The following is a 25,227-nucleotide window of genomic DNA, read 5'->3' as shown; positions in this document are numbered from 1 at the left end:
CACACCGCCACCGAACCTAACCCTCCGTCATGCTCGGGCTTGTCCCGAGCATCTGCTACCGACCAACTTTCCGCGACGTGGATAGATCCTCGGGACAAGCCCGAGGATGACGCCGAGATTGCGGATAGGTTCGTCAAGACTCCACGGAGCAGTCGCCCGTCAGAACGCCACCTTCTCCAGCGGCGCACGCGTCTTCTCGAACTCCAGCAGCTTCGCTTCGTTCTGCGCAATGTAGTCGCGATTATGCGGCACGGCATCGCGATCCTTGGCGAGCTGGATCTGGAAAATATGGAAGTTTTCGTGGGTAAAGGCCATTTCCGACCCCGCCAGATAAAACTCCCACATACGGAAAAAGCGTTCGTCGTAAAGTGCTATCGCTTCCGCCTTGCGCGCCACGAAACGTTCCCGCCAGTGCCGGAGCGTGTGCGCATAATGCATGGGCAGGATTTCGATATCCTTCACCAGCAGCCGCGATTTTTCGATCGCCGGCAGCACCTCGGCGAGCGAGGGAATGTAGCCTCCGGGGAAAATATATTTTTCGATGAAGGGATTGGTCGCCAGCGCCGGGTGGGGCTGGCCGATGGAATGCAGCACCATCACGCCCTTCTCGTCCAGCACCTCCGCCACCTTGTCGAAATAATCGCGATAATGGGTCGGCCCGACATGTTCGAACATGCCGACGGAGACGATGCGGTCATATTTCTTCGAGGCCGGCAGATACTGGTAATCCTGCAATTCGAAGCGGACATTGCCGGCAAGCCCGCGTTTTGCCGCGCGGTCGCGGGAAACGCGAAGCTGTTCTTCGCTGAGCGTGATGCCGGTCACGTCGGCACCCACGCTTTCGGCAATATACATCGCCATGCCACCCCAGCCGGAACCGATTTCCAGAACGCTCTGGCCCGGCTCAGTCATCAGCTTGGCGGCAATGTGCCGCTTTTTCGCAACCTGCGCCTCATAGAGGCTGATGCCCGGCGGATTGAAATAGGCGCAGGAATATTGCCAGTCCTCATCGAGGAAGAGATCGAACAGCTTGGCGCTCAGATCATAATGATGGGCGACATTGCTTTTGTTGTGATTGACCGGCAGACGCATCTTGATGCGGGCAGCGATGATGCGGGCCATGCCGCGCCAGATCATGCCGAAGGACAAAGCCTCGCTCAGCGTATTGCTTTTGACCAGCGCCAGGAAATCGTAAATATCGCCTTCCGCGATCTTCGCCCGGCCTTCCATATACATTTCAGCGAGCTTGAGCGCCGGATCGGCGGCAATCTCCTGCATGGCGGCTTCGTCCGTGAAATTCAGAACCACCTTTTTTCCCGTGCCATTGCCGAATGTACGGCTGCCGCCCGGGCTGTTGACGGTGAGATCACCGATCTTGATTATCTTTTCGAGAAGAACATGCAGAGACGACGCCATGGCACCCCCAATTGCTAAGTCTCACTTATCAATTTTGCTGACCGTATTCCTTTCAGCACAAGTTGCAAGATAGTCTTATTTCAAAAAAATTGAACGATTTCATCAAGCAAAAAGCCCCGCCGGAGTATCCGGCGGGGCTTTTTGGTAAAAAAACATTTCAACCATAGGTCAGCGTCGCTTCATGGCTTCGGCCAAAGCAGCGGCGAGAGCACCACCGGATTGCGACCCCTCGTTGCGCTCTTTCGGCTTGGCTGTGGCATGGCGCATGGCGCCCGCATTGTTCTTTTCGCGCATCGGCTGCGGCGCGGCCTCGCCGCCATCCTTGCGCATGGTCAGCCCGATGCGCTTGCGCTTCACATCCACTTCCACGACTCGCACCTTGACCACATCGCCCGCCTTGACGACCTCATGCGGGTCCTTCACGAAACGGTCGGCGAGCTGCGAAACATGCACCAGGCCATCCTGATGTACGCCGATATCCACGAAAGCGCCGAAGGCCGCGACATTGGTGACGGTGCCTTCCAGAAGCATGCCGGGTTTCAGATCGGTGATCTCATCCACACCATCGGCAAAAGTCGCGGTCTTGAAGCTCGGGCGCGGGTCGCGGCCGGGTTTTTCCAGTTCGGCGATGATGTCTTTGACGGTCGGCAGGCCGAATTGTTCGTCGATGAAGCGCTTCGGATCAAGCGCCTTCAGCGCGGCGCTGTCACCCATCAGCGAGCGCAGATCACGGCCGCATGCGGCGACGATCTTCTTGGCCACGCCATAGGCTTCCGGGTGCACCGAAGAGGCATCCAGCGGTTCCTTGCCGTTCGGAATACGCAGGAAGCCGGCGCATTGTTCGAAGGTGCGCTGGCCAAGGCGCGGCACCTTCAGCAATTCCTTGCGGCTGGCGAAAGGCCCGGTCTGGTCACGATGGGCAACGATGGCATCGGCAATCGAGCTGCCAACACCGGAGACGCGCGCCAGAAGCGGCGACGAGGCCGTGTTGAGATCGACACCGACGGCATTCACCGCGTCTTCCACGACGGCATCGAGCGAGCGGCTGAGGCGGCCCTGATCGACGTCGTGCTGGTATTGCCCGACACCGATGGATTTCGGCTCGATCTTCACCAGTTCCGCCAACGGGTCCTGAAGACGCCGGGCGATGGAGACGGCACCGCGCAGCGACACGTCGAGATTGGGGAATTCGGCCGCCGCCCGTTCCGAAGCGGAATAGACCGATGCACCGGCTTCCGAGACGATGACCTTGGTGGGCTTTGCGCCGGAAGCGGGAAGCTGTGCGAGAAGATCGGCGACCAGCTTTTCCGTCTCGCGGCTGCCCGTGCCGTTGCCGATGGCGATGAGCTCGACATTGTGTTTGCGAATGAGCGAGGCGAGTTCGGCCTGCGTGCCGCGAACATCGTTCTTCGGCGGGAAGGGATAAACCGTGCTCGTATCCAGCAGCTTGCCGGTGCCGTCGACGATCGCGACCTTCACACCGGTGCGGATACCGGGATCGAGACCCATGGTGGCGCGGGAACCGGCGGGAGCGGCCAGCAGCAGATCCTTCAGATTGCGGGCGAAGACATGGATCGCCTCTTCTTCCGCCCGCTCGCGCAGTTCGCGCATCAGATCAAGCGAAAGCGACATGGAAAGCTTCACGCGCCAGGTCCAGCCCGCCACCTCCATCAGCCATTGATCGGCGGGGCCCGCATTACGGATATCGAAGGCGGCAGCAATGGTGCGCTGCGACGGCTTCACCGGCGAAGGATCGTCCGCATCGACGTCGATCGTCAGCGTCAGTATTTCCTCGTTCCAGCCGCGCAGCATGGCGAGCGCGCGGTGGCCCGGCACCGTTGCCCAGCGTTCGGAATGGTCGAAATAATCCGAAAACTTCTCGCCCGTCGCCTGCTTGCCATCCACGACCTTGGCGCGGAAGGTGGCGTTCTGGCGCATGTAATCACGCAGGCGGCCGAGAAGATCGGCATTTTCCGTCATGGTTTCGGCAACGATGTCGCGCGCGCCCTCGAGCGCCGCCTTCACATCGGCCACCTCACCCTGGATATAGCTTTCCGCCAGCTTTGCCGGATCGGCGCCGCGGTTTTCCCAGATGGCTTCGGCAAGCGGACCGAGACCGCGTTCACGAGCGATTTCGGCACGGGTGCGGCGCTTTGGTTTATAGGGCAGATAAAGGTCTTCCAGCTCCGCCTTGGTGCCCGCCTGCATGATCTTGACCATCAGCTCGTCGGACATCTTGCCCTGGCCGGTGATGGAATCGACAATGGAGGCCCGGCGCGCGTTGAGTTCGCGCAGGTAGACAAGGCGTTCCGAGAGCGTGCGAAGCTGGGTATCGTCCAGCCCTCCGGTCACTTCCTTACGGTAACGGGCGATGAAGGGAACGGTCGCGCCCTCGTCCAGCAACGCCACCGCGGCCTTCACCTGATCGGGACGGGCGTTGATTTCGGCGGCGATGAGCGATGCGAGGCGGGCATTGTCTGCGGTCATGGGGTTCTCTGCTGTCACGTCTGGAGCGGCGAACATAATGTCTGATTGTGGCGTGACAACAAGAGGCGGGAACGATTCCACAGGAAAGGCTGACTTCAAGGGAAAGACAGGCATTTGCAGCGCTTTCTCCTTGACCTTTCGCCCCCCTGCCCTTAACGCCCGTGCCACAAGGTTACTGGCGAATTTGCAGGGGTATTGACCATGAAAGTTCTGTTGATCGGTTCCGGCGGACGCGAACATGCGCTGGCGTGGAAAATCGCCCAGTCTCCCCTCATCGATGAGCTTTATGCCGCACCCGGCAATCCCGGCATCGCCGAGCACGCGACACTCGTTTCGCTTGACGTGGAAGATCATGCTGCCGTCATCGCTTTTGCGAAGGAGAAAGCAATCGACTTCGTCGTCATCGGCCCGGAAGCGCCACTGGTTGCGGGGCTGGCGGATGATCTGCGGGCCGCCGGCATCGCCACTTTCGGACCTTCGAAAGCCGCAGCTCAGCTTGAGGGCTCAAAGGGTTTCACCAAGGATCTCTGCGCCCGTTACGATATCCCGACCGGCGCTTACCAGCGCTTCAAATCCGCTGAACCAGCCAAGGACTATGTCCGCGCACAGGGCGCGCCGATCGTCATCAAGGCTGACGGACTTGCCGCCGGCAAGGGCGTGACCGTTGCCATGACGGAAGCCGAAGCGCTGGCCGCCATCGACGACTGTTTCGACGGTGCGTTTGGTGCAGCCGGCGCCGAAGTGGTTGTGGAGGCCTTTCTCGATGGCGAGGAAGCGAGCTTCTTCTGCCTTTCCGACGGCAAGACCGCGCTGGCGCTCGCCACCGCGCAGGATCACAAGCGCGTCGGCGATGGCGATACCGGCCCGAACACCGGCGGCATGGGCGCCTATTCCCCTGCCCCTGTCATGACGCCCGCCATGGTGGAGCGCACCATGAAGGAAATCATCGAGCCGACGATTGCCGGCATGGCCAAGGACGGCAATCCCTTCTCCGGCGTGTTCTTCGCCGGCCTGATGATTACCGCCAAGGGCCCGGAACTGATTGAATATAACGTGCGTTTCGGCGATCCCGAATGCCAGGTGCTGATGATGCGCCTCAAGAGCGATCTGCTGCCGATCCTCTACGCCACCGCCACCGGCACGCTGGACAAGGTTGAGGCGGAATGGCGCGATGATGCGGCGCTGACCGTCGTTCTCGCCTCCAGGGGATATCCCGGCGCTTATGACAAGAATACGCCGATCGCGCATATTCCCGATGCCAGCGAGGAGGCGAAGGTTTTCCATGCCGGAACCGCGCTGAAGGACGGCAAACTTGTCGCAACCGGCGGCCGTGTGCTGAACGTCACCGCCTTCGGAAAGACCGTGACGGAGGCGCAGGCGCGCGCCTATGCGCTGTTGGACAAGGTGGAATGGGAAAACGGTTTCTGCCGCCGCGATATTGGCTGGCAGGCTGTGGCGCGCGAAAAGGCCTGATCTGCAAAGCAAACGGGTTCGAACGACGATTTCGTTCAATTTTTACCAAGTTTGCTGACCCGATGGAAACGAAAGACCGCTAATCTTCGCCTGAACATTGAATGGCGCACCGTGCCTCAATCACGGATTTGCGCCGTCACTTCGGGGGTTTTCGATGCGTCGTCTTTTTCTGACAGCGATTGTCGCGCTGACCGGCGGGTCGGCCATGGCGTCTTCCATCGAATATATCAACGGCGTGCATGTGAGCAATGGCAGCTTCATCCGGCATGATTGCGCAGGCTGCCAGCCCCTTAAGGAAAAACCCGCGACACAGGGTTATGCCATTCCCTCCATCCAGCCCGGCACCCAGCACACGGAAATGCGCGAAGTGGATGGCAAGCGCACGCTGATGCGCACGGAAGCATGGCTCGGCGGCGCACCCGTCACCTTCCTCAGCACCAATCCCGCATGGATGCCGGGAGAAACCGCAATCGCTACCCATGACAAGGCAGAACCCGAGGTGACGCCTGCTGAAACGGTATCGGCGCCGGCCGGCATCGACCTGACGACGACCACGGCGGCCGTCAAGAAAATCTCCATGGAGAATGCCGCCGGACCCGCCAGCGCCTCCGCCGTTTCCGCGCCCGCCTTCCCGGATTTCAAACTGCGCGGTAACTGACCGGCGGGTGACGCTTTTCATGACGAATGTCAAATAATCGCGCCGCCGCTGCATTTCCAAAAACCAAAACAACCATTCGGCGAAGAATAGATTCCCCGATCATTATTCCGCCTGCCGAAGCTGATAAAGCTTTTACTAATTAAATATTTCTTCAAATTTTTGGCCGCTAAGTGCGTTCATGGTGCGATGCAGCACAATATGCGGCCGGAGCGGTTGCCCGCTTTTCAGGCCCTTCACCGCGCATAAGGCGCCCTGTCCCATTTCCGAAACTTCGGCAGCGCGCGGCTTTTTCCGGCTCGCGACGCAAAACGCTTGTGAGCGCCCATGAAGAATCTTTCCATTTCCCGTCAACTGATCGTGCTCGTGGTGGCCCTGATGGCCGCTTTCGCCGTGGCGACCTTCTATCAGCTGAAATCCGCCACCGACGCGATCTATGAGGAGCGTTACGGCATGCTGCGCACGCAGGTGCAATCTGCCATTTCCATCCTGCAATCCTTCCATGACAAGGAAAAGGCCGGGACGCTTTCACGCGACGAGGCCATGAAACAGGCTTACGCCACCGTCAGCGCCATCCGCTTTACCCCGGACGGCTATCTCTTCGGTTACGACTACGACGTGACGATGAAGTTCCATCCCGATGCGAAACGGGTCGGCGAAAGCTTCAAGGGCAAGCCGGACAGCAAGGGCTTCGCTTATCGCGACGAGCTGGTGCGGCTTGGCCGCAATGGCGGCGGCCAGACGGATTTTTACGGCCCGAAGCCCGGCATGGAAGGCAATGACTACGCCAAGAGTTCCTATGCCCTTGCCTTCGAACCCTGGCAGGTGGTGGTCGTGACCGGCGTTTATATCGATGATCTGAACGCGCAGGTCCGCGGCGAGGTGATGAAGGCGCTGTCGATCGGCGCCGCCATCTTCGTGCTGGCGCTTGCCGCCGCCTTTTACGTCATCCGTGGCATTTCGAAACCGCTTGGCGATATTCACCGTGCCCTCGGTGAAGTAGCCAATGAAAATGTCGCCCTCACCATTCCCCATACCGGCCTGACGAACGAAGTGGGCATGATGGCTAAGGCCACCGCCTCGCTTCAGGACAAGGTGCGCGAGCGCCACGCCATGCAGCGCCGCGAGGAAGAACAGCAGCGGCAGCTCAATGCCGAGCGCCAGAACAATCTCGACATGCAGCGTGACGAGGCCGCATTGCAGGCACGCGTCGTGACCACCATCGGCGAGGCACTGGAAAAGCTGGCGGGCGGCGATCTGACCGTGCGTTGTGGCGATCTCGGCAACCGTTATGCGGCGCTGCGCGACAACTTCAACGAGGCGCTGACCCATCTTGACGCCGCCATGGCCAAGGTGAATTCCAAGAGCATCGACATTGGCGGCTCCAAGGAAGAAATCCGCAAGGCTTCCAACGAGCTTTCGCAGCGCACCGAACGGCAGGCCGCCAATCTGGAAGAGACGTCCGCAGCGCTTGACGAGCTGACGGTTGCCGTGCGCCAGACGGCGGAAGGTGCTGCGGATGCCGCCAAGCGCGTCACTACCGTCAGCTCGGAAGCCATGCGCAGCGACCGGGTGGTGGAAGAGGCGATCACCGCGATGAGCGGCATCGAACAATCCTCCGACCAGATTTCCAACATCATCGGCGTGATCGACGACATCGCCTTCCAGACCAACCTTCTGGCGCTGAATGCCGGCGTGGAAGCGGCGCGTGCCGGGGAAGCTGGCAAGGGTTTTGCCGTGGTGGCGCAGGAAGTGCGCGAACTGGCGCAAAAATCCGCCGCCGCCGCCAAGGAGATCAAGGACCAAATCGCCCGCTCTTCCGCCCAGGTAGAAAACGGCGTGCGCCTTGTCGGCGAAGCCGGCGACGCACTGAAACGCATCTCGGACCAGATCAAATCCGCCAACGAGATCGTCAGCAAGATCGCCCATTCGGCCGCCGAACAGGATACGACGCTGCGCTCGATCTCGTCTTCGCTCAACCAGCTCGACGTCGCCACCCAGCACAATGCCGCCATGGCGGAAGAAACCACGGCATCGGCCGAAGCGCTGGCAGTCGACACCGAAGAGCTGCTGAACCTCATCCGCGGCTTCCGCGTCTCTTCCGGCCACCAGCTGCATGATGTGGTGCGCGAGATGCGGATGGCGGGGTGATATGCTCCGAGGCTATCGATGAAGAACAGCGCCGGGGGAAACTCCGGCGCTTTTTGTTTCAACGTGTCAGCGCGTCCAGTCGGTCGATATCGGCCGGGGAAAAGACCGCAATACCGGCTTTTTCGAGCAACGCCGAGGTCACGCCATTGCCCGCGTGTTTGATGCCGGAGAACGAACCGTCATAGATCGCGACTGATCCGCATGACGGACTGCCGTCGATCAGCAGCGCGTGGGTACAGGCATGGGCCCTGGCGAAGGCCAGCGCCTTTTCCGCACCGGCGATAAATTGGGCCGTGACATCGCCGCCGGTCACCTCCAGCACGCGGGCGCGGCCCTCCAGCACATCAAGGCCAGAAGCCCCGTTTTCTATCTCCGCCGGCGGACGTGGGACAGGCATGCCGCCGGCCATTTCCGGGCAGATCGTTACCAGCCTGCCCTCCTTCCGCCAGCGTTCGATTGCCGGGTGAGTTAGAGGTTTTCCCTTGCCGTCGTAGCGGACGGGCTGGCCGAGGAGGCAGGCGCTGATGAGGATTTTGGGGATCATGTCGATCAATCTAAAACGAGTCCGGTGAAGGTGGAAGCCGGATTTACCCCCCTCTGCCCTGCCGGGCATCTCCCCCACAAGGGGGGAGATCGAATCGTGGCGACGCCTCGATCATATTCGACGTTGCAAATTTTTGTGGGGAGCAACCGCCTTGCCGATCTCCCCCCTTGAGGGGGAGATGTCCGGCAGGACAGAGGGGGGTGAACCGCGCACGTTGCCGTCCCGGCCACCCAAAACCCATCACCCCGTAATCTTCGAGAAATCCGCAACCGTCCCGGTCGCTTCACGGATGGCCTTCAGCAGCGCCAGACGGTTGGCGCGGATGGCCGCATCCTCGTCATTCACGAGCACATCCTCGAAGAACTTGTCCACGGGCGCGCGCAGCGTCGAAAGCGCCTGCATGGCCGAGCGGAAATCCTCACCGGCAACGGCCTTGGCGGCATCGGCAGAGGCGGTCTTGATCGCCGCATAAAGCGCCTTTTCGGCATCGAGCTTCAAAAGCTCTTCCGAAACGCCATCGGCGACGACGGTGCCCTTCTTTTCCTCGGCGGCCAGAAGCTGTGTTGCGCGCTTGGCACCCGCCAGAAGGTTCCTGCCATCCTCGCCGGTGATGAAGGCGGTGAGCGCCTCAACACGGCGGGCGATCATCAGGAGATCATCGGATTCGGGCGTCAGGACAGCGTCGATCAGATCGTAACGCGCGCCGAGATCGCGGAGGTAGACTTTCAGGCGGTCGTGGAAGAAGGAGAGAAGGTCCGGATCCTTCGCAACGCTCAGCAGCGGAAGCCGCACGTTTTTCTCAAGCAGAATACGTACCACACCCAATGCCGCGCGGCGCAGCGCGAAGGGGTCCTTCGAACCCGTCGGCTTTTCATCGATGGCCCAGAAACCGACGAGCGTATCGAGCTTGTCGGCCAGAGCGACCGTAATCGCAACCTTGTCGGCCGGCAGGCGGTCGGAGGGGCCTTGCGGTTTGTAGTGATCCTCAATCGCAGCGGCCACGCTTTCGTTTTCGCCCTGTAAGGTCGCATATTTGCGGCCCATCAGGCCCTGAAGCTCGGGGAATTCACCAACGGCTTCGGTGCGCAGGTCGGCCTTGGCCAGTACCACCGCGCGGTCCACCAGCGTTTCATCGGCACCGACGACCGGGGCCAGTGCCTTGGCCAGCTCGCGGATACGGGCCACACGTTCACCCTGCGTGCCGAGCTTGGCATGGAAGGTGACGTTCAACGCATCGAGCTTGGCCATGCGCTGATCGAGCGGCTTCTTGAGATCGAGGCTGAATTTCGCAGCCGAATCCTTCAGCGTTTCGAGATCGGGGAGATCGCCCTGGTCGCGGTTCCAGAAATGGCGGGCGTCCGACAGACGGGCGCGCACGACTTTGCCATTGCCATGGATGATTTCCTTGCCGCCATCGCTTGCCTCGATGTTCGAGATCAGGATGAAGCGGTTGGAAAGCCCCTCTTCCGCACCCTGATTGCGGGTGACGAAACACTTCTGGTTGGTCTTGATGGTGAGGCGGATGATTTCCGCCGGGATTTGCAGATAATCCTCCTCGAAGGTGCCCATCAGCACCTGCGGCCATTCGACGAGGCCGGAAACTTCTTCCAGCAGACCCTCGTCTTCCACCAACTCGAGACCGTTGGCGAAGGCCAGATCCTTGGCATCGTGCAGGATGATATCCTTGCGGCGCTCGGCGTCGAGAATGACCTTCGCCTTTTCGAGGCTCGAGACATAATCCTCGAAACGGCGCACGGTGATCGGGCCGGGTGCATGGAAACGGTGGCCATAGGTGACGTTGCCGGCGACGATGCCGTCAATCGCAAAAGGAATGACCTGCGTTTCGTCATGTTCGGGGCCGAACAGGCAGACGATGGATTGCAGCGGCCGCACCCAGCGCAGGCTTTCCGAGCCCTTGCCTTCAATGCCCGCATAGCTGGAACCCTTCGGCATGGAAGCCGGGCCGGAGCGCATGGATTTCGGCCAGGGGAAGGAGCGGATGATGCCGGGCATCACCTCGGCGATGATCTCTTCCGCCGGGCGGCCGGGCTTGTTGATGATGGCGATGTAGAAATCGCCCTTCTTCGGATCGGAAACGACCTGAGCCTCGGAAATATCATTGAGGCCGGCGCCGCGCAGGAAGCCCTCGATGGCCTTTTCATTGGCATCGGTGCGCGGACCCTTCTTTTCCTCACGCACGTCGGCGGAGCGGGCGTTGAGGCCACGAATATCCAGCGTCAGGCGACGTGGCGTCCAATATTCGCGCGCGCCCTCATAGGTCAGCCCTCTCTCTACCAAGGCATCGGTGACGAGTTTCTTCAGATCGCCAGCCGCCTTGCGCTGCATGCGGGCGGGGATTTCCTCGGAGCGGAGTTCAAGCAGAAGATCAGGCATGGGATCAGGACTTTATCTGTTGTCGGACGATTGCGGTCGGCTTAGCAAGCAACGCGGCAAAAGTCACCAATGCATTCGGTTAAATTACCGCGCTCGGGCGTTACCAGCCGCCGCCACCACCGCCGCCACCGCCGGAGCCGGAAGAACCGCCGCCACCACCGCCCGAAAAGCTGGAGCCGGAGGAACTGACCGGCTGGGGAATGGTCGACGCGATGGTATTGGCCATGGAGGTGGAAAAGCCGCCGATACGGTCGCCAAAGCTGCCGTAATTGCTGCCCGCATACCAGCCGGGCGCATAACTTGCCGCAGCGACACCGGCGGCGGCTGTCGCAAGCCAGGCCTCAAAGGTGCGGCTCCACGGTTTTTCGACGCCGAGCGCCACGGCATAGGGCAGCAGCGTTTCAAAATGCTGTGGCGACATGGCCGGCGCACCTGCCATGTTCATCCGGTCCTTTTCCGCCAGCGTCAGATAGGTTCGGAGGCCTTCGATACCATCCATCAGCTTGCGGCCGAGCGGCGTTGGCGCACCCATCAGGAACAGGAAAAGCGCATTGGTGAGCACGATGCCGCCAATCGCGGCCAGCGCCAGCGACTTTGTGTCATGCGTCACATCCAGCAGGATTTGTGTGGCGATGCCGCCGATGGCTGAAAAGGCCACGAAGCCGGCAAAAGCCAGCATGACGATGCCGCCAATGCGCTTGCGCAGCGGCGCGCCGCGCGAGAACTGCCGGCCGATGCCAATCGACAGGATGCTGAAGAAGAAGGCGAAAAAGCCGAAGACCAGAACGGCGGCAATGGCGCTCTCATCGAGGTCACCAAAGACAAGCGTCGCGATGATGACGGCAATGCTGAAAAAGATGCCGAAGACGGTGTAACCGGCATTGCTGCGGTAATATTTGCCGCGGTGTTCCTTCTCTATCGCTGCGCGGAACTGCTTGCCGACCTTCTCAACCTCCGCCCCGTGGGCCTTGTCGATGGTCAGTGTTTCGCGTGGACCGCCGATGGAGGAGAGCAGCGTCTTCTGCCCGGTTGGCAGATCGGCGGCGGTTGCCTTTTCCGTGCGGCGAATGACGATGGAATTCTTCAGGTCTTCCAGAACGACATAACCCTTCACCGCCAGATCAAGGGCCGAGGCGGAGAGCGCCGTCCAGCCGGCGCCGGAAAAACCTCTGTTATCGACGTAGTTGACCAGGGCCGGGGAGAGCCCCTCCGGCGCATCCCAACGCGGCACGATCACACCTCTGGCGGGGTCGCGGCCCACCGCGAACCATGCCCGGAGATAATAAAGCAGCACGGCAAAAAGCCCGCCGCCGGAAAGCAGGATGGCGAGATTATCCCGCAGCCACCAGCCCGCCTCCTGCGAGGTCTCCGGCGCGGCAATGGCCCCCTTGGGCAGCTTGACCGCAACCGTCATCCCCTCGCCCACCGAAAACGGGCGGGTGGAGGCAAAAAACACCTCGTTGCCTTCACTTAGAATACGCGCATCCTTGCCCTTGGCACCAAGGGGACCGGTGAAAACGGCGGTATCGGTAGCCTTGACGCCCTGTGGTAGCGTGATGGTGGCGGAAATCTCGCCCATCGGGAACTGCCAGCCATTGCCGGTGACGTTCCAGGTCAGCTCGTCATAATCGCTGAAGTAACGGATTTGCCGGGCGGTGGTGTAGGTAATCTGGAAGATGTGCTCGCCGGTCGGCAAAAAGCGGTCGGCGCTGCCGGTATAGATGCGGATACCGCCATCGATATTTTCGGTGCGCCAGTTTTCCGGCGCACCATCACGCTCCACCGAAACGACGTTGAAATCCACCTTGGTGCGGCGGTTATTGGCATCGAGCGCATAAAGCGGGAAATCACGGAAGATGCCGCGCTTGATGTTCTGGCCTTCGGCGCGTGCAGTGATGGTTTCCGTCACCGTCAGCTTGCCGTCCTGCGCAATTTCCACAACGGAGTGGTAGGAGCGTATGAACTCTTCCGCCAAAACCGGGAAGGCCACGCCCAGGAAGACGAACAGCGCGAGAAGTCTTGCGGCGATGGTCTTCACGGGCGATCCTCCTTGAGGGGTCAGAGCGTTTCCGGTTTCAACTGATGCACGTACAGTCGTTTCCGTCATATCGGGCTAGACCCGGTATCCAGCAGCCGCGCGTCGGCGCAGCTTGAAGAGTCTTTCGCGATCAAGTCCTTGATCGCGCTGAATTCCGGCTCAAGGCCGGAATGACGGAGTTGAACCGTTCTTCTAATGCTGCGGCTCGGCAGCGTTTTCCTTTTCCGTATACTCGACGCCAAGCGAGGCAAGCGCTTTCCAGTAGCCCGGATAGGTCTTGCCCACGCAGGCCGGGTTCTGGATGGCGATGCCGCCGATCTTCAGCGCCGCCAGTGCAAAGCTCATGGCGATGCGGTGATCGGCGAAGGTATCGATGGAAGCATTCACCGTCTGGCCCGCGAGCGACGGATCGGAATGCACGATCAGGTCGTCGCCTTCCTCATGCGCCAGACCGTTACGGATTTCGTTGAGGCCGAGCGAGACGGCGCGGATGCGGTCGCATTCCTTGACGCGCAGATTGGCGATGCCGACGAAACGCACTGGCGTTTCGTTGAAGGCGGCCAGAACCGCGATGGTCGGAATGGCGTCCTGCATTTGCGAACCATCGATTTCGGCGGGCAGATGCGGAAACTTCGCCATGACCTCATGGGCCTTGGCATCCGGCTGGGTGAATTTATCGGCTGGCGTGCCGATATCGATCGCGCCGCCGGTCAGAAGCTCCACGCCCCAGAGATAGGTGGCGGCGGAGGCATCCGGCTCGATGTGGAAATCGGTTGCCGTGTAGCCCGTCGGGTGCACGCGCCAGATGGCGTTGCTGACCCGCTCCACCTTCGCGCCGAAGGCTTCCATGGCCGATGTGGTGAGATCGATATAACCCTTCGCGCCGATTTCCTCGCCCTTGAGGATGATGTCCACCGGCTTGTCGCCGCAGGCCGCAGCCATCAGAAGCGCCGACACATATTGGCTGGAGAGGTTGGCATCGATGGTGACGCTGCCCTTCGGGAACCCGGTGCCCTTGCCGCAGACGGTAACGGGCGGGCAGCTGGTCGGCGCTTCCGCCTCGACGCCGAGCGAACGCAGCGCTTCCACCAGCGGCATGATCGGGCGCTTGCGCATGTGTTCGTCGCCATCGATGATGACGGCGCCATCCACAAGGGCAGCGGCGGCAGTGAGGAAGCGGGTGGCGGTGCCGGCATTGCCGAGGAAAAGCGGCTTTTCCGGCTGCTGCAGCACGCCCGAGCTTTCGACCACGAAAGTGGTGGCATCAGGCTCGGTGACCTTCACGCCCATCTCGCGCAGGGCTTCGGCCATATAAAGTGTATCGTCGCTTTTCAGTGCGCCGGTCAGACGGCTTTTGCCTTTGGCAAGACCGGCGAGCAAAAGCGCGCGATTGGTGATGGATTTGGAACCGGGCGGCTCCACCTTGCCGGAAAGTGGGTGGCCGGGCGGGGTGATGGTCAGTTCGATCATGATTGTCGTCTTGTCAAAGAATGCGGCGAAAGGCCGGATTATCGGAATATCGGCGGGAGATTGGGAGCCGGTGCTTAGAATTTCACGGTCGGCACGGCGCGGTCGGCCGGGTTGTCGATCTCGAAATAGGGCGCCTTGGCAAAACCGAACTGTCCAGCGACCAGATTGGAGGGGAAGCTCTCCACCTTGACGTTGAGATCGCGCGCGGCGCCATTGTAATAACGGCGCGACATCTGGAGTTCGCCTTCGATGGTTTCGAGCGACCGCTGCAATTCCAGAAAATTCGTGTTGGCCTTGAGGTCGGGATAGGCTTCCGCGAGGGCAAAAAGTTTGCCGAGCGCCTGCGACAGCAACCCTTCCGCCTGGGCACGGCCTTCGACATCGCCAGCCGGCACGGCCTGTGCCCGGTTGCGCAGGTTGATCACCTCCTCGAAGGTGCTCTTTTCATGCGCCGCGTAACCCTTCACGGTCTCGATGAGGTTGGGAATGAGATCGGCACGGCGCTTCAGCTGCACGTCGATGCCCGACCACGCCTCTTCCTTCATCTGCCGCGCCTTGACGAGGCCGTTATAGATGAAGACGACATAAAGCGCGATTGCCGCGATGATTGCCAGCGTGATGAACATGAATTGCGATTCCCAGCTTCGATGCGCGCACGATAGCGGCTCATTGCCGCAAAGTCATGGGGCTTCGGTCATTCTGTCCCTTTTTGCGAGGAGGAGAAAACCGCGACCAGCGTGCCACGTCATTTATTGTAGACGGTGCAATATAATCGCAGACCGGATGTCTTCCTTACAAAAACGGTGTGAGAGGCAAGCGTGTAACCGCGTTCCGCCCAATAGTTCTTGTTCTCCTGCAGATGGTTCCAGCCGTCTATTCTCCAGTCGAGCATCTTCGTGTTGCGCGTGTAGTGCATGCGGACGAGTGCGCTACCAACATCAAGTGATCGCTGGCCGCTGTCCTTGCAATCCATACGCGTAACGATCATGCCGAACGTCCGCAGCTTATCTGCGCGCACAAAGGCATCGTTGCCGCTCATCCATTCGGTTGTTTCGGCAGCCGCAGCGTTACCGAGAAGACACGAGAGCATCAATACAGGTAAAAAAACTAGGCTTCTAATATTCATACTCAAATCCACCATGATGTTTCACGTCATCCATCAACGCAAAATAAAAGGCCGTCAAGAACGGCCTTTCAAATGCATTGAAACTTTGGCGTGAAACCATCTTCCAAAATCAGGCGGCCCTGTTCCAGTTCAGCCCGCCGGCATCCGTCAGCAGGAAGGCTTCGCCGCAGGCTTTCGCCAGCGTGCGCACGCGCAGGATATAGCTCTGGCGTTCCGTCACCGAGATCACGCCGCGCGCATCCAGCAGGTTGAAGACATGGCTGGCCTTGATGCACTGGTCATAGGCCGGGAATACACATTTGTGCAGGCGCTGATTGTCGTCATCGCCAGGCGCACCGGCAGCGAGAAGCGCCAGGCATTCCTTTTCCGCATCGATGAAATGGCGATGCAGCATGGCCGTATCGGCAAATTCGAAGTTGTGGCGGGAATATTCCTGCTCGGCCTGCAGGAAGACGTCGCCATAGGAAATCTTCTCTTCGCCCTCGCGGCCGTTGAAGTTCAGGTCGTAGACATTGTCGACGCCCTGAACATACATGGCCAGACGCTCCAGACCATAGGTGAGCTCACCCGCCACCGGCGAACATTCGATGCCGCAGACCTGCTGGAAATAGGTGAACTGCGAGACTTCCATGCCATCACACCAGCATTCCCAGCCGAGACCCCAGGCGCCGAGCGTCGGGCTTTCCCAGTCATCTTCAACGAAGCGCACATCATGCAAGAGCGGATCGAGGCCAATCGCCTTCAGCGAACCGAGATAGAGTTCCTGAAGGTTGGACGGATTGGGCTTCAGAATGACCTGGTACTGGTAATAATGCTGCAAACGGTTCGGGTTTTCCCCATAACGGCCGTCGGACGGGCGGCGCGAGGGCTGCACATAAGCGGCCTTCCACGGCTTCGGCCCCAGCGCACGCAGCGTGGTTGCCGGATGAAACGTGCCCGCGCCAACTTCCATATCATAGGGCTGCAGCACCGCGCAGCCCTTGTCGGCCCAGTAATTGTGCAGCGTCAGGATCAACGCCTGAAAGGAACGCTTCGGGTTCATATGGTCGGGAATATCGGTCATTTCAGTCATCGCGGCGTTAGGAGGACAAGTAAGCCTTGACTTACTTCGGATGCGGACTGGTGCCACGGCGTGGCGTGGGGGTCAAGGTTTTATGCGTAAAGCCGAAGCCTTACGTCTCGTCCTCGCGCTTCACGCGGTACTCGCCGGTTTCGGGATCCTTGATCAGCGTGCCAATGGCGCCGGTTTCGCGTTCCTTCTCGCGCTGTTTCGATTTCGCCGAAAGCTTTTCCGCATCGCGAACGAAGCGGCGATAGAGGATGATGGATCCCACCACCAGCAGAAGAATTGTAATGAGCTGCGCCATAGGGCTTTATTCCCGCGACATCATAGACCGAAACGCGACCACAATGCCTTTTCTTCGGCGACCTCCGCAAGACCCGAGACGGCTCCGGCCGCCAGCCTGTCCGCGTCGAGGCCAAGCGCGGCATTCACGCCCGGCACCTTTTTACCGAACAGCGAGCGCCCGCCGCTGACGAGCTGGAGCTTGACCTTTTCGCCGTAACGGCGGCGCAGCACGTCCCGCATGTCGCCCAGTCCGTCGATCAGGCCGAGATCGAGGCCGCGCATGCCGGTCCAGAACAGGCCGGAGAAAATCGCCTCATCGCCCTTCAGTTTCGAGCCGCGGCGCATCTTGACCATGTCGATGAAGACGGTGTGGATTTCCACCTGCAGCGACTTCAGGTAGTCGATATCGCCTTCCTTTTCCGGCTGGAACGGATCGAGGATGACCTTGTTCTCCCCGGCCGTATAGACGCGGCGCTCCACACCGATCTTCTTCAGCATTTCCGGAAAGCCGAAACCGCCGGACACGACACCGATCGAACCGACAATGGAGGTGGGGTCGGCGATGATCTCGTCGCCGGCAAGCGCGATCATGTAGCCGCCGGAGGCTGCCACATCCTCCACGAAGATCAGGACCTTCTTGTCCTTTTCCTCGGCCAGCTGGCGGATGCGGTTATAGATCATCCGCGCCTGCACCGGCGAGCCGCCGGGCGAATTGAGCGAGATGGCGACGGCCGGGGCATCCTTGATGGCGAAGGCCTTTTCAAGCAGCGGCGCATAGGAGGCGAGATTGAGAGCGGGACGGAACTGGTTGCCGCCGGCCATGATTGCGCCATGCATGCGCACCACCGGGATGACGAGCTCTTTTTTACGAAAGCGTTTCGGCACCAGATACTTCAGAAAACCCACTACTCAATCCTCGCAGCATTTATCCGTTCGTCACGGATGTATGTATCGCCCCGGAAAACGCAATGGTTTGCGACCGGCGGAACCGCGATATTTATGACGCGGACCGGATTGCCCTTACATTACGTGAATAGGCGGCACGGCCATTGTTCAGGTCATCCACGAAGGGAGTAAAGGCATGGCTGCCGGTCTCGTGCATGATGAGCGGCGCGCGGAAGGACAGTCGCGCGCGTGAACCCTTGATCGCGGTCACAAGCATGCGCACCGCATCCTCGCCGGGACGCGGATGGATGAGAGTGATCTCCATGCCGCCGAAACGGCTGCCGCAGGCGGCGATGATCTCCGCCACCGATTGCGGCCGTGAAATGAGCGAAAGCTGCCCGCCCGAAACCATGATCGCGCCCGCGGTCCTGATCCAGTCCTCGAACAGGCCATCCGTCATGGCATGCGCTTCCGCCTTCAGGGCATCCGGCGTGCGGCGGTCGCCCGCATCATTATAGGGCGGGTTCATGATGACGTGATGGAAATAATCATCGGGCAACCCCGCTTCGGCGCGCGCTTTCGCCCGCAGGGTCACATCGGCCTCGCGCACATTCACCCGAGGGGAAAAAGCGGCATTTTCCGACAATTCGAGGCTGCGGCGGGCAAATTCCGCCATTTCCGGGGAGCGCTCGTAAAGCGTCACTTCGGCATTTTCGAGCCGCGCCGCCACCGCCATGCCGGCGGCGCCGGCGCCGGCGCCGAGATCGGCAATGCGGCAGGCGCGGTCATCCGCCACCAGGGAGGCCAGAAGCATGGCATCCATGCCCGCCCGGTGCCCCCTGCCCTTCGGCTGGATGATGTGAAACCGGCCCCGGTGAAAGGCGTCGATCGTTTCGGAAATGCCGTCGCCCACCGCCGCTCAAGCCTCTTCGTTGCGCAACTCGTCGCCCAGCCCGGCATCGATGAGAATGCGGCGGGCCTGGTCGGCACGGTCTTCTTCCACCAGGAACCTTCGCGGCAAAAGACCGAGCGATCCCTCCAGAATGCTCATCGCCTGATCGGCAATGAGGCAATGGATGCCGGCGTCCTTCATCAGGCTTTCAGCGAAGGAAAGAAGCACGGCATCGTTGGTACGGATCAGTTCACGCATGGATAAGCCCTAAATTCCCATCTTTTTGAATGGCTAGCGGCAATTCGCCCCTTGCCGCGCAAGGCGCCAGTTTTTATTGTCAAATACAAATTCGAACAGGAGTCCTGTCCCTTGGGCGTCGTCATACCGCTTGAAGAAAGCAAAAACAAACTCGCATCCGTCAAGCCGCTTGTCGACCTGACCCGCCCCGACATGGAACGGGTGAACCAGCTTATCCTTTCCAAGGCCGGTTCCGATGTCCAGATGATACCAGAGGTGGCCAATCATCTCATCTCCTCCGGCGGCAAGCGCCTGCGGCCGATGCTGACGCTCGCCTCGGCCTCGATGTTCGGCTACGAGGGCGACAATCACATCAAGCTCGCCACAAGCGTGGAGTTCATGCACACGGCGACGCTTTTGCACGACGATGTGGTGGACGAAAGCGATCTGCGCCGCGGCAAATCCACCGCGCGCACCATCTGGGGCAACCAGGCAAGCGTTCTCGTCGGCGACTTCCTGCTCGGCCAGGCCTTCCGCATGATGGTGGATGTCGGTTCGCTGGATGCGCTCGACGTGCTCTCCACGGCAGCTTCGGTGATCGCCGAAGGCGAGGTGCTGCAGCTTTCGGTCGCCAAGAACATGGAAACGACCGAGGACGATTACCTGCAGGTGATTCGTGCCAAGACGGCCGCCCTCTTTGCCGCCGCAGCCGAAGTCGGCCCCATCGTCGCCAAGACGGACAAGGCAACCCGCAGCGCGCTCAAATCCTACGGCATGAATCTCGGCCTCGCTTTCCAGCTGGTCGATGACGTGTTGGACTACGGTGGAAAGTCCGCCGATCTCGGCAAGAACACCGGTGACGATTTCCGCGAAGGCAAGATCACGCTGCCGGTTATCCTGTCCTATCGCCGCGGCACGCAGGATGAGCGCGCCTTCTGGCGCAACGCCATCGAAAAGGGCGAAAGCAGCGACGAGAACCTGGAGAAGGCGCTCGGCCTGATCACCAAATATAACGGTCTTGCCGATACGATCGGCCGCGCCACGCATTACGGCACCATTGCCCGTGACGCACTTGCGCCCCTGCCGCAAAGCGCCTGGAAAGACGCATTGCTGGAAGTCATCGACTTCTGCATCGAGCGTCTCAACTGAGGCACAAGGCCATGCAAACGGCGGATGGACAGGACCATCCGCCCGACGTTCCGGGCCGGTTTCTCCGCAAGGTGTGATTGTGGCTAAAGCCATAATTTCTTGCGGGGTTGCTTCAAAAAAGCCATTCTATCGTGACCAATAATGGAAACTGATTTTTCCGTGCATTCGCACAAAGGCAAAGGTTCCCTCATGCGGCGTAAACCAGCACTCCGTCTTCTCTGCAGCGCGGCTCTTGCCGCTGCTCTCGCAATCGGTGCGGGTGCCAGCCCCGGCTTTGCGGAGACGAAGGCAAAACCGGAAGACAAAGCCGTTACCTTCGATCCCGGCAAGGTGAACACCTTCTCCGGCGCTTTCCTCGCCGGGCGCAATGCCGATGTCGACCAGGATTATCCCACCGCGATTTCACTCTACAAGAAGGCGCTGGAATATGATCCGGCCAATTCGGAAATCCGCCAGCGGCTGATGATCGCCGAACTTCTGAGCGGCAACTTCGAGGCCGGCGCGAAGATCGCCGATTCCATGAAGGACGATACCTCGGTGGAGCGTGTGACGACCATCGTGCGCGGTCTTGACGCCATCAAGGACAAGGAATTCACCAAGGCCGAAAAGATCCTGAAATATACCGGTCCGAACGATCTCGACCGCATGGTCAACACGCTTTTGACCGCCTGGGCGCGTGCCGGTTCCGGCAAGCCGAAGGAAGCGCTGGCGCTCGTCAACAATATGAAGGGCCCGGGCTGGATTTCGATCTTCCAGAAATACAATGCAGCGGCCATCGCGCTGGTTTCCGGCAATACCGAAGCCGCCCGCAAGAGCCTGAACGAAGCCGTGACGGATCGTGAAGGCGGAGCCACGGCCTCCGATACCTATATGCGCGCGGTCATGGCGCTTGCGCGGCTGGAAGCTTCCGCCGGCAACAAACAGAAGGCACTGGATGCGATCGCCGTCGGTGATACGTTCGCACCGAACTACGCGCCGCTGAAAGCGCTTCGCGAGGCGATTGAAAAGGGCGAAAAGCCGGAACAGCAGATCACCAATGCAGTGGAGGGCGCCGCCAGCGTCATGTTCTCGATTGCCGGTGCGTTGAACCGCGAAGGCGCCGAAGAGATCGTGACCCTTTACCTGCAGACGTCGCGCGCCCTTGATCCCAAGAGCCCGGATACGCTCATCCTTCTCGGCGGTCTTGCCGAAGCGATGAAGCAGCCTGAGCGTGCCATCACCTTCTATCGCGAAGTGCCGAAGGATTCGCCGATGTACCGCATCTCCGAGCTGCAGCTCGGACTGACGCTGGCGCAGACCGGCAAGGTGGACGAGGCGCGCAAGCATCTCAAATCCCTGCTTGAATCCGATCCGAAGGATGTCCGTTCCTACCTCGCCTATGGCAGCGTGCTTTCGGACGCCAAGGATTACCGGGCCATGGCGGAGAACTACGACAAGGCCATCGAGGTCATCGGCGCCGTGGCGCAGAAATCCGACTGGTCGGTGTTCTTCCAGCGCGGCATCGCCTATGAGCGGCTGAAACAATGGGACAAGGCCGAACCAAATTTCAAGCGGGCGCTGGAACTGAACCCGGAGCAGCCGCAGGTGCTGAATTATCTGGGCTATTCCTGGGTAGACAAGGGCATCAATCTCGATGAAGCCATGAAGATGATCAGCCGCGCGGTCGAGCTTCGGCCGAACGACGGTTATATCGTCGATTCGCTCGGCTGGGCACATTATCGCCTTGGCGACTTCGACCAGGCCGTGACGGAGCTGGAACGCGCAATCGAGCTCAAGGCCGGTGACCCCACCATCAACGACCATCTGGGCGATGCCTATTGGCGCGTCGGCCGCAAGATCGAGGCCGTTTATCAGTGGAACCGTGCCCTGATCGGCGACAATGACGATGTGGACAAGGCCAAGGTGAAGGAAAAGATCGCCAACGGCCTGCCGCCTGTCGAAAAGGACGCTGAAAACACCGCCAAGAAGGACGTGGTGCCGCAACCGCCGGCTCCCCCGGCACCGGCGACCCCTGCTCCGGACAAGAAATCCTGACGCGGCATGCGCATGCATGAGGTTTCCGGGGCCACCGAAACAATCGAGGCGGCCCCGGCCAAGATCAATCTGGCGCTGCATGTGACCGGCCAGCGGGCGGATGGTTATCATCTGCTCGAAACGCTTGTGACATTCACCGAGGCCGGCGATGTGATCCGCATTCGCGACACCGACGCCGACAGCTTCTCCATTTCCGGCCCCTTCGGCGATCTTCTAAGCGCCGGCGATGGCGGCAATAATCTCGTCACCCGAGCCAGAGACATGCTACGCGATGCTCTTGCCTCAACAGGCCAGGCCGTCCGCCCGGTCGACATCCACCTTGAAAAGAACCTGCCGGTTGCTTCGGGCATCGGTGGCGGCTCGGCGGATGCCGCGGCGACGCTGCGCGGGCTTTTGCGGCATTGGAGTGCCACGATCGCGCCGGAAAAGCTTGCTTCTCTTGCACTGAAGCTCGGTGCGGACGTGCCGATGTGCCTTGCAAGCCGGCCGCTGATCGCGCGTGGTATTGGCGAGGACATCGAAGCGTTCACCGACCTGCCGGAACTCTTCATGGTTCTGGCCAACCCGTTGAAAGCCGTCTCGACACCGGAGATTTTCCGGCGATTGCAGAACAAGGCCAATCCGCACCTGCCCGCCCATGCGACAATTGGCTGGATGGATTTTCTTGACCAAAGCCGCAACGATCTGCAACCGCCGGCTCAGGCGCTGCTGCCTGAAATCGGAGAGATAACCGGGCTGCTGTCTGAGGAAGGGGCCGCCCTTGTCCGAATGTCCGGTTCGGGGGCAACCTGTTTCGGGATTTTTCATTCCTTCGATGCCGCCAAAAACGCGGAAACATCGCTTCGGAAGAAACGCCCCGGCTGGTATTTTCAGGCAACGCGGACCATTTGAGGGCCGGATATTTCGAGGATAAGGCCATGGCAGGCGATAGACCCTTCATTCCCCTTGGCATTGCGGTTCTGACCGTTTCGGACAGCCGCACGCTGGAGAACGACAAGTCCGGCGACACGCTCGTCGCAAGGCTGGAAGAAGCGGGCCACAGGCTCGCGGCCCGCGCCATCGTGCCGGATGACAAGGCAGCGATTGCCGACACCGTGCGCGAATGGACGCTGTCTGAGGGCGTGGATGTGGTCATCACCACCGGCGGCACCGGCTTCACCGGCCGGGACGTGACACCGGAGGCGCTGGAGCCGCTGTTCGAAAAGCGCATGGACGGTTTTTCCGCCCTCTTCCACCGCATCTCCTACGACAAGATCGGCACCGCCACCATCCAGTCGCGCGCAACCGGCGGCGTGGCCAACGCGACCTTCATTTTCGTGCTGCCCGGCTCTCCGGGCGCCTGCAAGGACGCGTGGGACGGCATTCTCAAGGCCCAGCTCGATTATCGCCACCTGCCCTGCAATTTCGTGGAGATCATGCCAAGGCTTGATGAGCATTTGAAGCGCGGCAAAAGCTGAGTATCCGTATCGCTTGCCAAGCCGCAATACAGCTCGTTTTTCCATCCACTCACCCGTAACGCGGCTGACGCTTCGCGGTAGTATGGGTTGTTCCCGCGACGCGGAATGCCATAAGCTCGGCGGCCTCTGACCGCCGAGCGTGTCGTCATCATAAAGCTTATCGGCGGTTTCTCTCGCGAAGCTCGGCCGAAGGGTCGATCATCATGGAGGTGTCGAAACGGCTGTTCGTGCGTTCGACCATGCCGTTATCGAGCACGCGGAAACGGACTTCCGGATTGGAGACAGATGCCGCCGTATCGCCCGCATTTCCGTGATCCTGGGTGATTTTTGCAATCGGCGAAGCGATGTTGCTGAGAATACCGTTTGCAAAAGCGGTGGAGGTTGCGGAAATCAGGACGAAGGCGGCGACGGTCAGATTTTTGATCATGGTCTAAATCCTCGTAACAGGTAACACTGCGGCTTGCAGCATCGTGAAAGTAAAACCCCGGCTTTTCAGCCGCCTGTCGCCGACTATACAAATTTGTAAATCTGCAGATCCGTGAAATGCCGCAATAAAGCCTGATTTCCGGCGTGAGCAGGACCAGCCGCCCCATAGAAAATCCGGATTTCAGGCAACGTCATCATCCATGAAAATACTTCTAGTAGAAGACGACAATACAACCGGAAACTATATTACGAAGGGGCTGACCTCGGCTGGCCATACGGTCGACTGGGTCAGAGACGGGCGTGACGCACTGGCTGCGGGACTGGATGGGGAATATGACATCGCCGTTGTTGACCGCATGATCCCCGGACTGGATGGTCTCAATCTGGTCAAGAGCCTGCGCGCGGCTTCGATATGCGTTCCCATACTTTTTCTGACGGCGATGAGCGGTGTTGACGACCGCGTCGAAGGGCTGGAAGCCGGCGGCGACGACTATCTGGTAAAACCGTTCGCTTTCTCGGAATTGACGGCCAGGATCAATGCTCTCGTTCGGCGACCGCCCATTGCCACGGAGAAGACGCGCCTGCGCGTGGGCGACCTCGAAATGGACCTCGTCACCAGAACAACGTCGCGCGGAGGACAGCGGATCGACCTCTTGCCACGCGAATTCTCGCTTCTGGAACTGCTCATGCGCAACGAAGGTCGAATCCTGACGAAAACGATGTTTCTCGAAAAAATCTGGAACTTCAATTTCGACCCGCAAAGCTCCGTCGTGGAAACGCACATCAGCCGGCTGAGGGCGAAAATCGACAAACCGTTCGACCAGCCGCTTCTGCATACCGTCAAGAACACGGGCTACACCCTGCATGCCCGGCGCTAGCTTTCTGAAAAGCACCGCCGTCAGGCTGGCAATCATCTACATCGCCCTGTTCATCACCGCATCGCTTGGTGCAAACATCGCAGCTTACCGGATGGTTGTCAGTTTCCTCGACGACCGCCTGAACGCCAATGTCCAGGAGCGTTATCGGGAGATCGCATCGGCCTTCG

Annotated in this window: 22 protein-coding genes; 8 read left to right on the top strand and 14 right to left on the bottom strand. The window is 60.2% G+C overall.

All coding sequences use genetic code 11. The annotated features are described in order from the left end of the window. Nucleotides 1-159: 159 nt before the first annotated feature. The gene (locus tag O3S81_RS07945; RefSeq protein WP_269342103.1) at nucleotides 160-1,416 is read right to left on the bottom strand and encodes an SAM-dependent methyltransferase; all 1,257 of its coding nucleotides are present in this window, start codon (nucleotides 1,414-1,416) and stop codon (nucleotides 160-162) included. A 168-nt stretch (nucleotides 1,417-1,584) separates the two neighbouring features. Beyond that, nucleotides 1,585-3,903: a Tex family protein gene (locus tag O3S81_RS07940; protein WP_269342101.1), complete on the bottom strand. Its 2,319-nt coding sequence runs from the start codon at nucleotides 3,901-3,903 to the stop codon at nucleotides 1,585-1,587. A 201-nt stretch (nucleotides 3,904-4,104) separates the two neighbouring features. Here O3S81_RS07940 and purD point away from each other — a divergent pair, with 201 nt between their 5' ends. The 3 genes from purD to O3S81_RS07925 all read left to right on the top strand — a co-directional run bounded on the left by purD (nucleotide 4,105) and on the right by O3S81_RS07925 (nucleotide 8,182). Further along, the gene (purD, locus tag O3S81_RS07935; RefSeq protein WP_269342099.1) at nucleotides 4,105-5,376 is read left to right on the top strand and encodes a phosphoribosylamine--glycine ligase; all 1,272 of its coding nucleotides are present in this window, start codon (nucleotides 4,105-4,107) and stop codon (nucleotides 5,374-5,376) included. 154 nt (nucleotides 5,377-5,530) lie between these two features. Further along, a complete protein-coding gene (locus O3S81_RS07930; RefSeq protein ID WP_269342097.1) occupies nucleotides 5,531-6,034 on the top strand; it encodes a plant virulence effector HPE1-like domain-containing protein in 504 nt (167 codons plus the stop codon). A gap of 324 nt (nucleotides 6,035-6,358) precedes the next feature. Continuing rightward, a complete protein-coding gene (locus O3S81_RS07925) occupies nucleotides 6,359-8,182 on the top strand; it encodes a methyl-accepting chemotaxis protein (RefSeq protein WP_269342096.1) in 1,824 nt (607 codons plus the stop codon). Between the two features lie 58 nt (nucleotides 8,183-8,240). Here the strand turns inward: O3S81_RS07925 and O3S81_RS07920 are convergent, their stop codons facing one another. From O3S81_RS07920 to O3S81_RS07870, 11 genes are all read right to left on the bottom strand, one after another. Further along, nucleotides 8,241-8,726: a DUF523 domain-containing protein gene (locus tag O3S81_RS07920; RefSeq protein WP_269342094.1), complete on the bottom strand. Its 486-nt coding sequence runs from the start codon at nucleotides 8,724-8,726 to the stop codon at nucleotides 8,241-8,243. 240 nt (nucleotides 8,727-8,966) lie between these two features. Next, complete coding sequence (gene glyS, locus O3S81_RS07915; protein ID WP_269342093.1) at nucleotides 8,967-11,120, bottom strand: glycine--tRNA ligase subunit beta; 2,154 nt, start codon at nucleotides 11,118-11,120, stop codon at nucleotides 8,967-8,969. A gap of 100 nt (nucleotides 11,121-11,220) precedes the next feature. Next, complete coding sequence (locus O3S81_RS07910; RefSeq protein ID WP_269342092.1) at nucleotides 11,221-13,158, bottom strand: DUF2207 domain-containing protein; 1,938 nt, start codon at nucleotides 13,156-13,158, stop codon at nucleotides 11,221-11,223. A 192-nt stretch (nucleotides 13,159-13,350) separates the two neighbouring features. Continuing rightward, nucleotides 13,351-14,628 carry a 3-phosphoshikimate 1-carboxyvinyltransferase gene (locus O3S81_RS07905; protein ID WP_269342091.1) on the bottom strand — a complete coding sequence of 426 codons (1,278 nt, stop codon included), beginning with the start codon at nucleotides 14,626-14,628 and terminating at the stop codon, nucleotides 13,351-13,353. 74 nt (nucleotides 14,629-14,702) lie between these two features. Then, complete coding sequence (locus O3S81_RS07900; protein WP_269342090.1) at nucleotides 14,703-15,254, bottom strand: LemA family protein; 552 nt, start codon at nucleotides 15,252-15,254, stop codon at nucleotides 14,703-14,705. 119 nt (nucleotides 15,255-15,373) lie between these two features. Further along, a complete protein-coding gene (locus O3S81_RS07895; RefSeq protein ID WP_269342089.1) occupies nucleotides 15,374-15,769 on the bottom strand; it encodes a hypothetical protein in 396 nt (131 codons plus the stop codon). Between the two features lie 94 nt (nucleotides 15,770-15,863). Further along, nucleotides 15,864-16,826, bottom strand: a complete 963-nt coding sequence (locus O3S81_RS07890; protein WP_269342087.1) for a glycine--tRNA ligase subunit alpha — start codon at nucleotides 16,824-16,826, stop codon at nucleotides 15,864-15,866. Between the two features lie 100 nt (nucleotides 16,827-16,926). Then, nucleotides 16,927-17,121, bottom strand: coding sequence for an NfeD family protein (locus O3S81_RS07885; RefSeq protein ID WP_269342085.1), 195 nt, complete (start codon nucleotides 17,119-17,121; stop codon nucleotides 16,927-16,929). Between the two features lie 20 nt (nucleotides 17,122-17,141). After that, on the bottom strand, nucleotides 17,142-18,008 hold the full coding sequence (locus O3S81_RS07880; protein WP_269342084.1) for a S49 family peptidase: 867 nt from the start codon (nucleotides 18,006-18,008) through the stop codon (nucleotides 17,142-17,144). Between the two features lie 91 nt (nucleotides 18,009-18,099). Continuing rightward, nucleotides 18,100-18,900, bottom strand: coding sequence for a tRNA1(Val) (adenine(37)-N6)-methyltransferase (locus tag O3S81_RS07875; protein ID WP_269342083.1), 801 nt, complete (start codon nucleotides 18,898-18,900; stop codon nucleotides 18,100-18,102). 6 nt (nucleotides 18,901-18,906) lie between these two features. Beyond that, nucleotides 18,907-19,137: a putative signal transducing protein gene (locus O3S81_RS07870; RefSeq protein ID WP_003503261.1), complete on the bottom strand. Its 231-nt coding sequence runs from the start codon at nucleotides 19,135-19,137 to the stop codon at nucleotides 18,907-18,909. Between the two features lie 111 nt (nucleotides 19,138-19,248). Here O3S81_RS07870 and O3S81_RS07865 point away from each other — a divergent pair, with 111 nt between their 5' ends. The 4 genes from O3S81_RS07865 (at nucleotide 19,249) to moaB (ending at nucleotide 23,756) form a co-directional block, all read left to right on the top strand. Beyond that, nucleotides 19,249-20,265, top strand: coding sequence for a polyprenyl synthetase family protein (locus O3S81_RS07865; RefSeq protein WP_269342081.1), 1,017 nt, complete (start codon nucleotides 19,249-19,251; stop codon nucleotides 20,263-20,265). A 189-nt stretch (nucleotides 20,266-20,454) separates the two neighbouring features. After that, nucleotides 20,455-22,299: a tetratricopeptide repeat protein gene (locus tag O3S81_RS07860; protein ID WP_269342080.1), complete on the top strand. Its 1,845-nt coding sequence runs from the start codon at nucleotides 20,455-20,457 to the stop codon at nucleotides 22,297-22,299. Between the two features lie 6 nt (nucleotides 22,300-22,305). Then, complete coding sequence (locus O3S81_RS07855) at nucleotides 22,306-23,190, top strand: 4-(cytidine 5'-diphospho)-2-C-methyl-D-erythritol kinase (protein ID WP_269342079.1); 885 nt, start codon at nucleotides 22,306-22,308, stop codon at nucleotides 23,188-23,190. Between the two features lie 26 nt (nucleotides 23,191-23,216). Continuing rightward, nucleotides 23,217-23,756: a molybdenum cofactor biosynthesis protein B gene (moaB, locus tag O3S81_RS07850; protein WP_174007429.1), complete on the top strand. Its 540-nt coding sequence runs from the start codon at nucleotides 23,217-23,219 to the stop codon at nucleotides 23,754-23,756. A 157-nt stretch (nucleotides 23,757-23,913) separates the two neighbouring features. Here the strand turns inward: moaB and O3S81_RS07845 are convergent, their stop codons facing one another. Continuing rightward, nucleotides 23,914-24,183 (bottom strand): hypothetical protein, encoded by a 270-nt coding sequence (locus tag O3S81_RS07845; RefSeq protein WP_269342077.1) that lies wholly within the window; start codon nucleotides 24,181-24,183, stop codon nucleotides 23,914-23,916. Nucleotides 24,184-24,382: 199 nt separating this feature from the next. On the opposite strand from O3S81_RS07845, the gene O3S81_RS07840 reads away from it, so the two are divergent. Then, entirely contained in the window at nucleotides 24,383-25,060 is a 678-nt protein-coding gene (locus tag O3S81_RS07840) for a winged helix-turn-helix domain-containing protein (protein WP_269342075.1), read from the top strand. Nucleotides 25,061-25,227: the final 167 nt, after the last annotated feature.

Origin of the sequence: Agrobacterium sp. SOY23, from assembly GCF_027212525.1 — a bacterium.
Lineage (GTDB): Bacteria > Pseudomonadota > Alphaproteobacteria > Rhizobiales > Rhizobiaceae > Agrobacterium > Agrobacterium tumefaciens_I.
The sequence above is the reverse complement of the archived record's forward strand: the minus strand, read 5'-3'. Positions and strand labels throughout refer to the sequence as shown.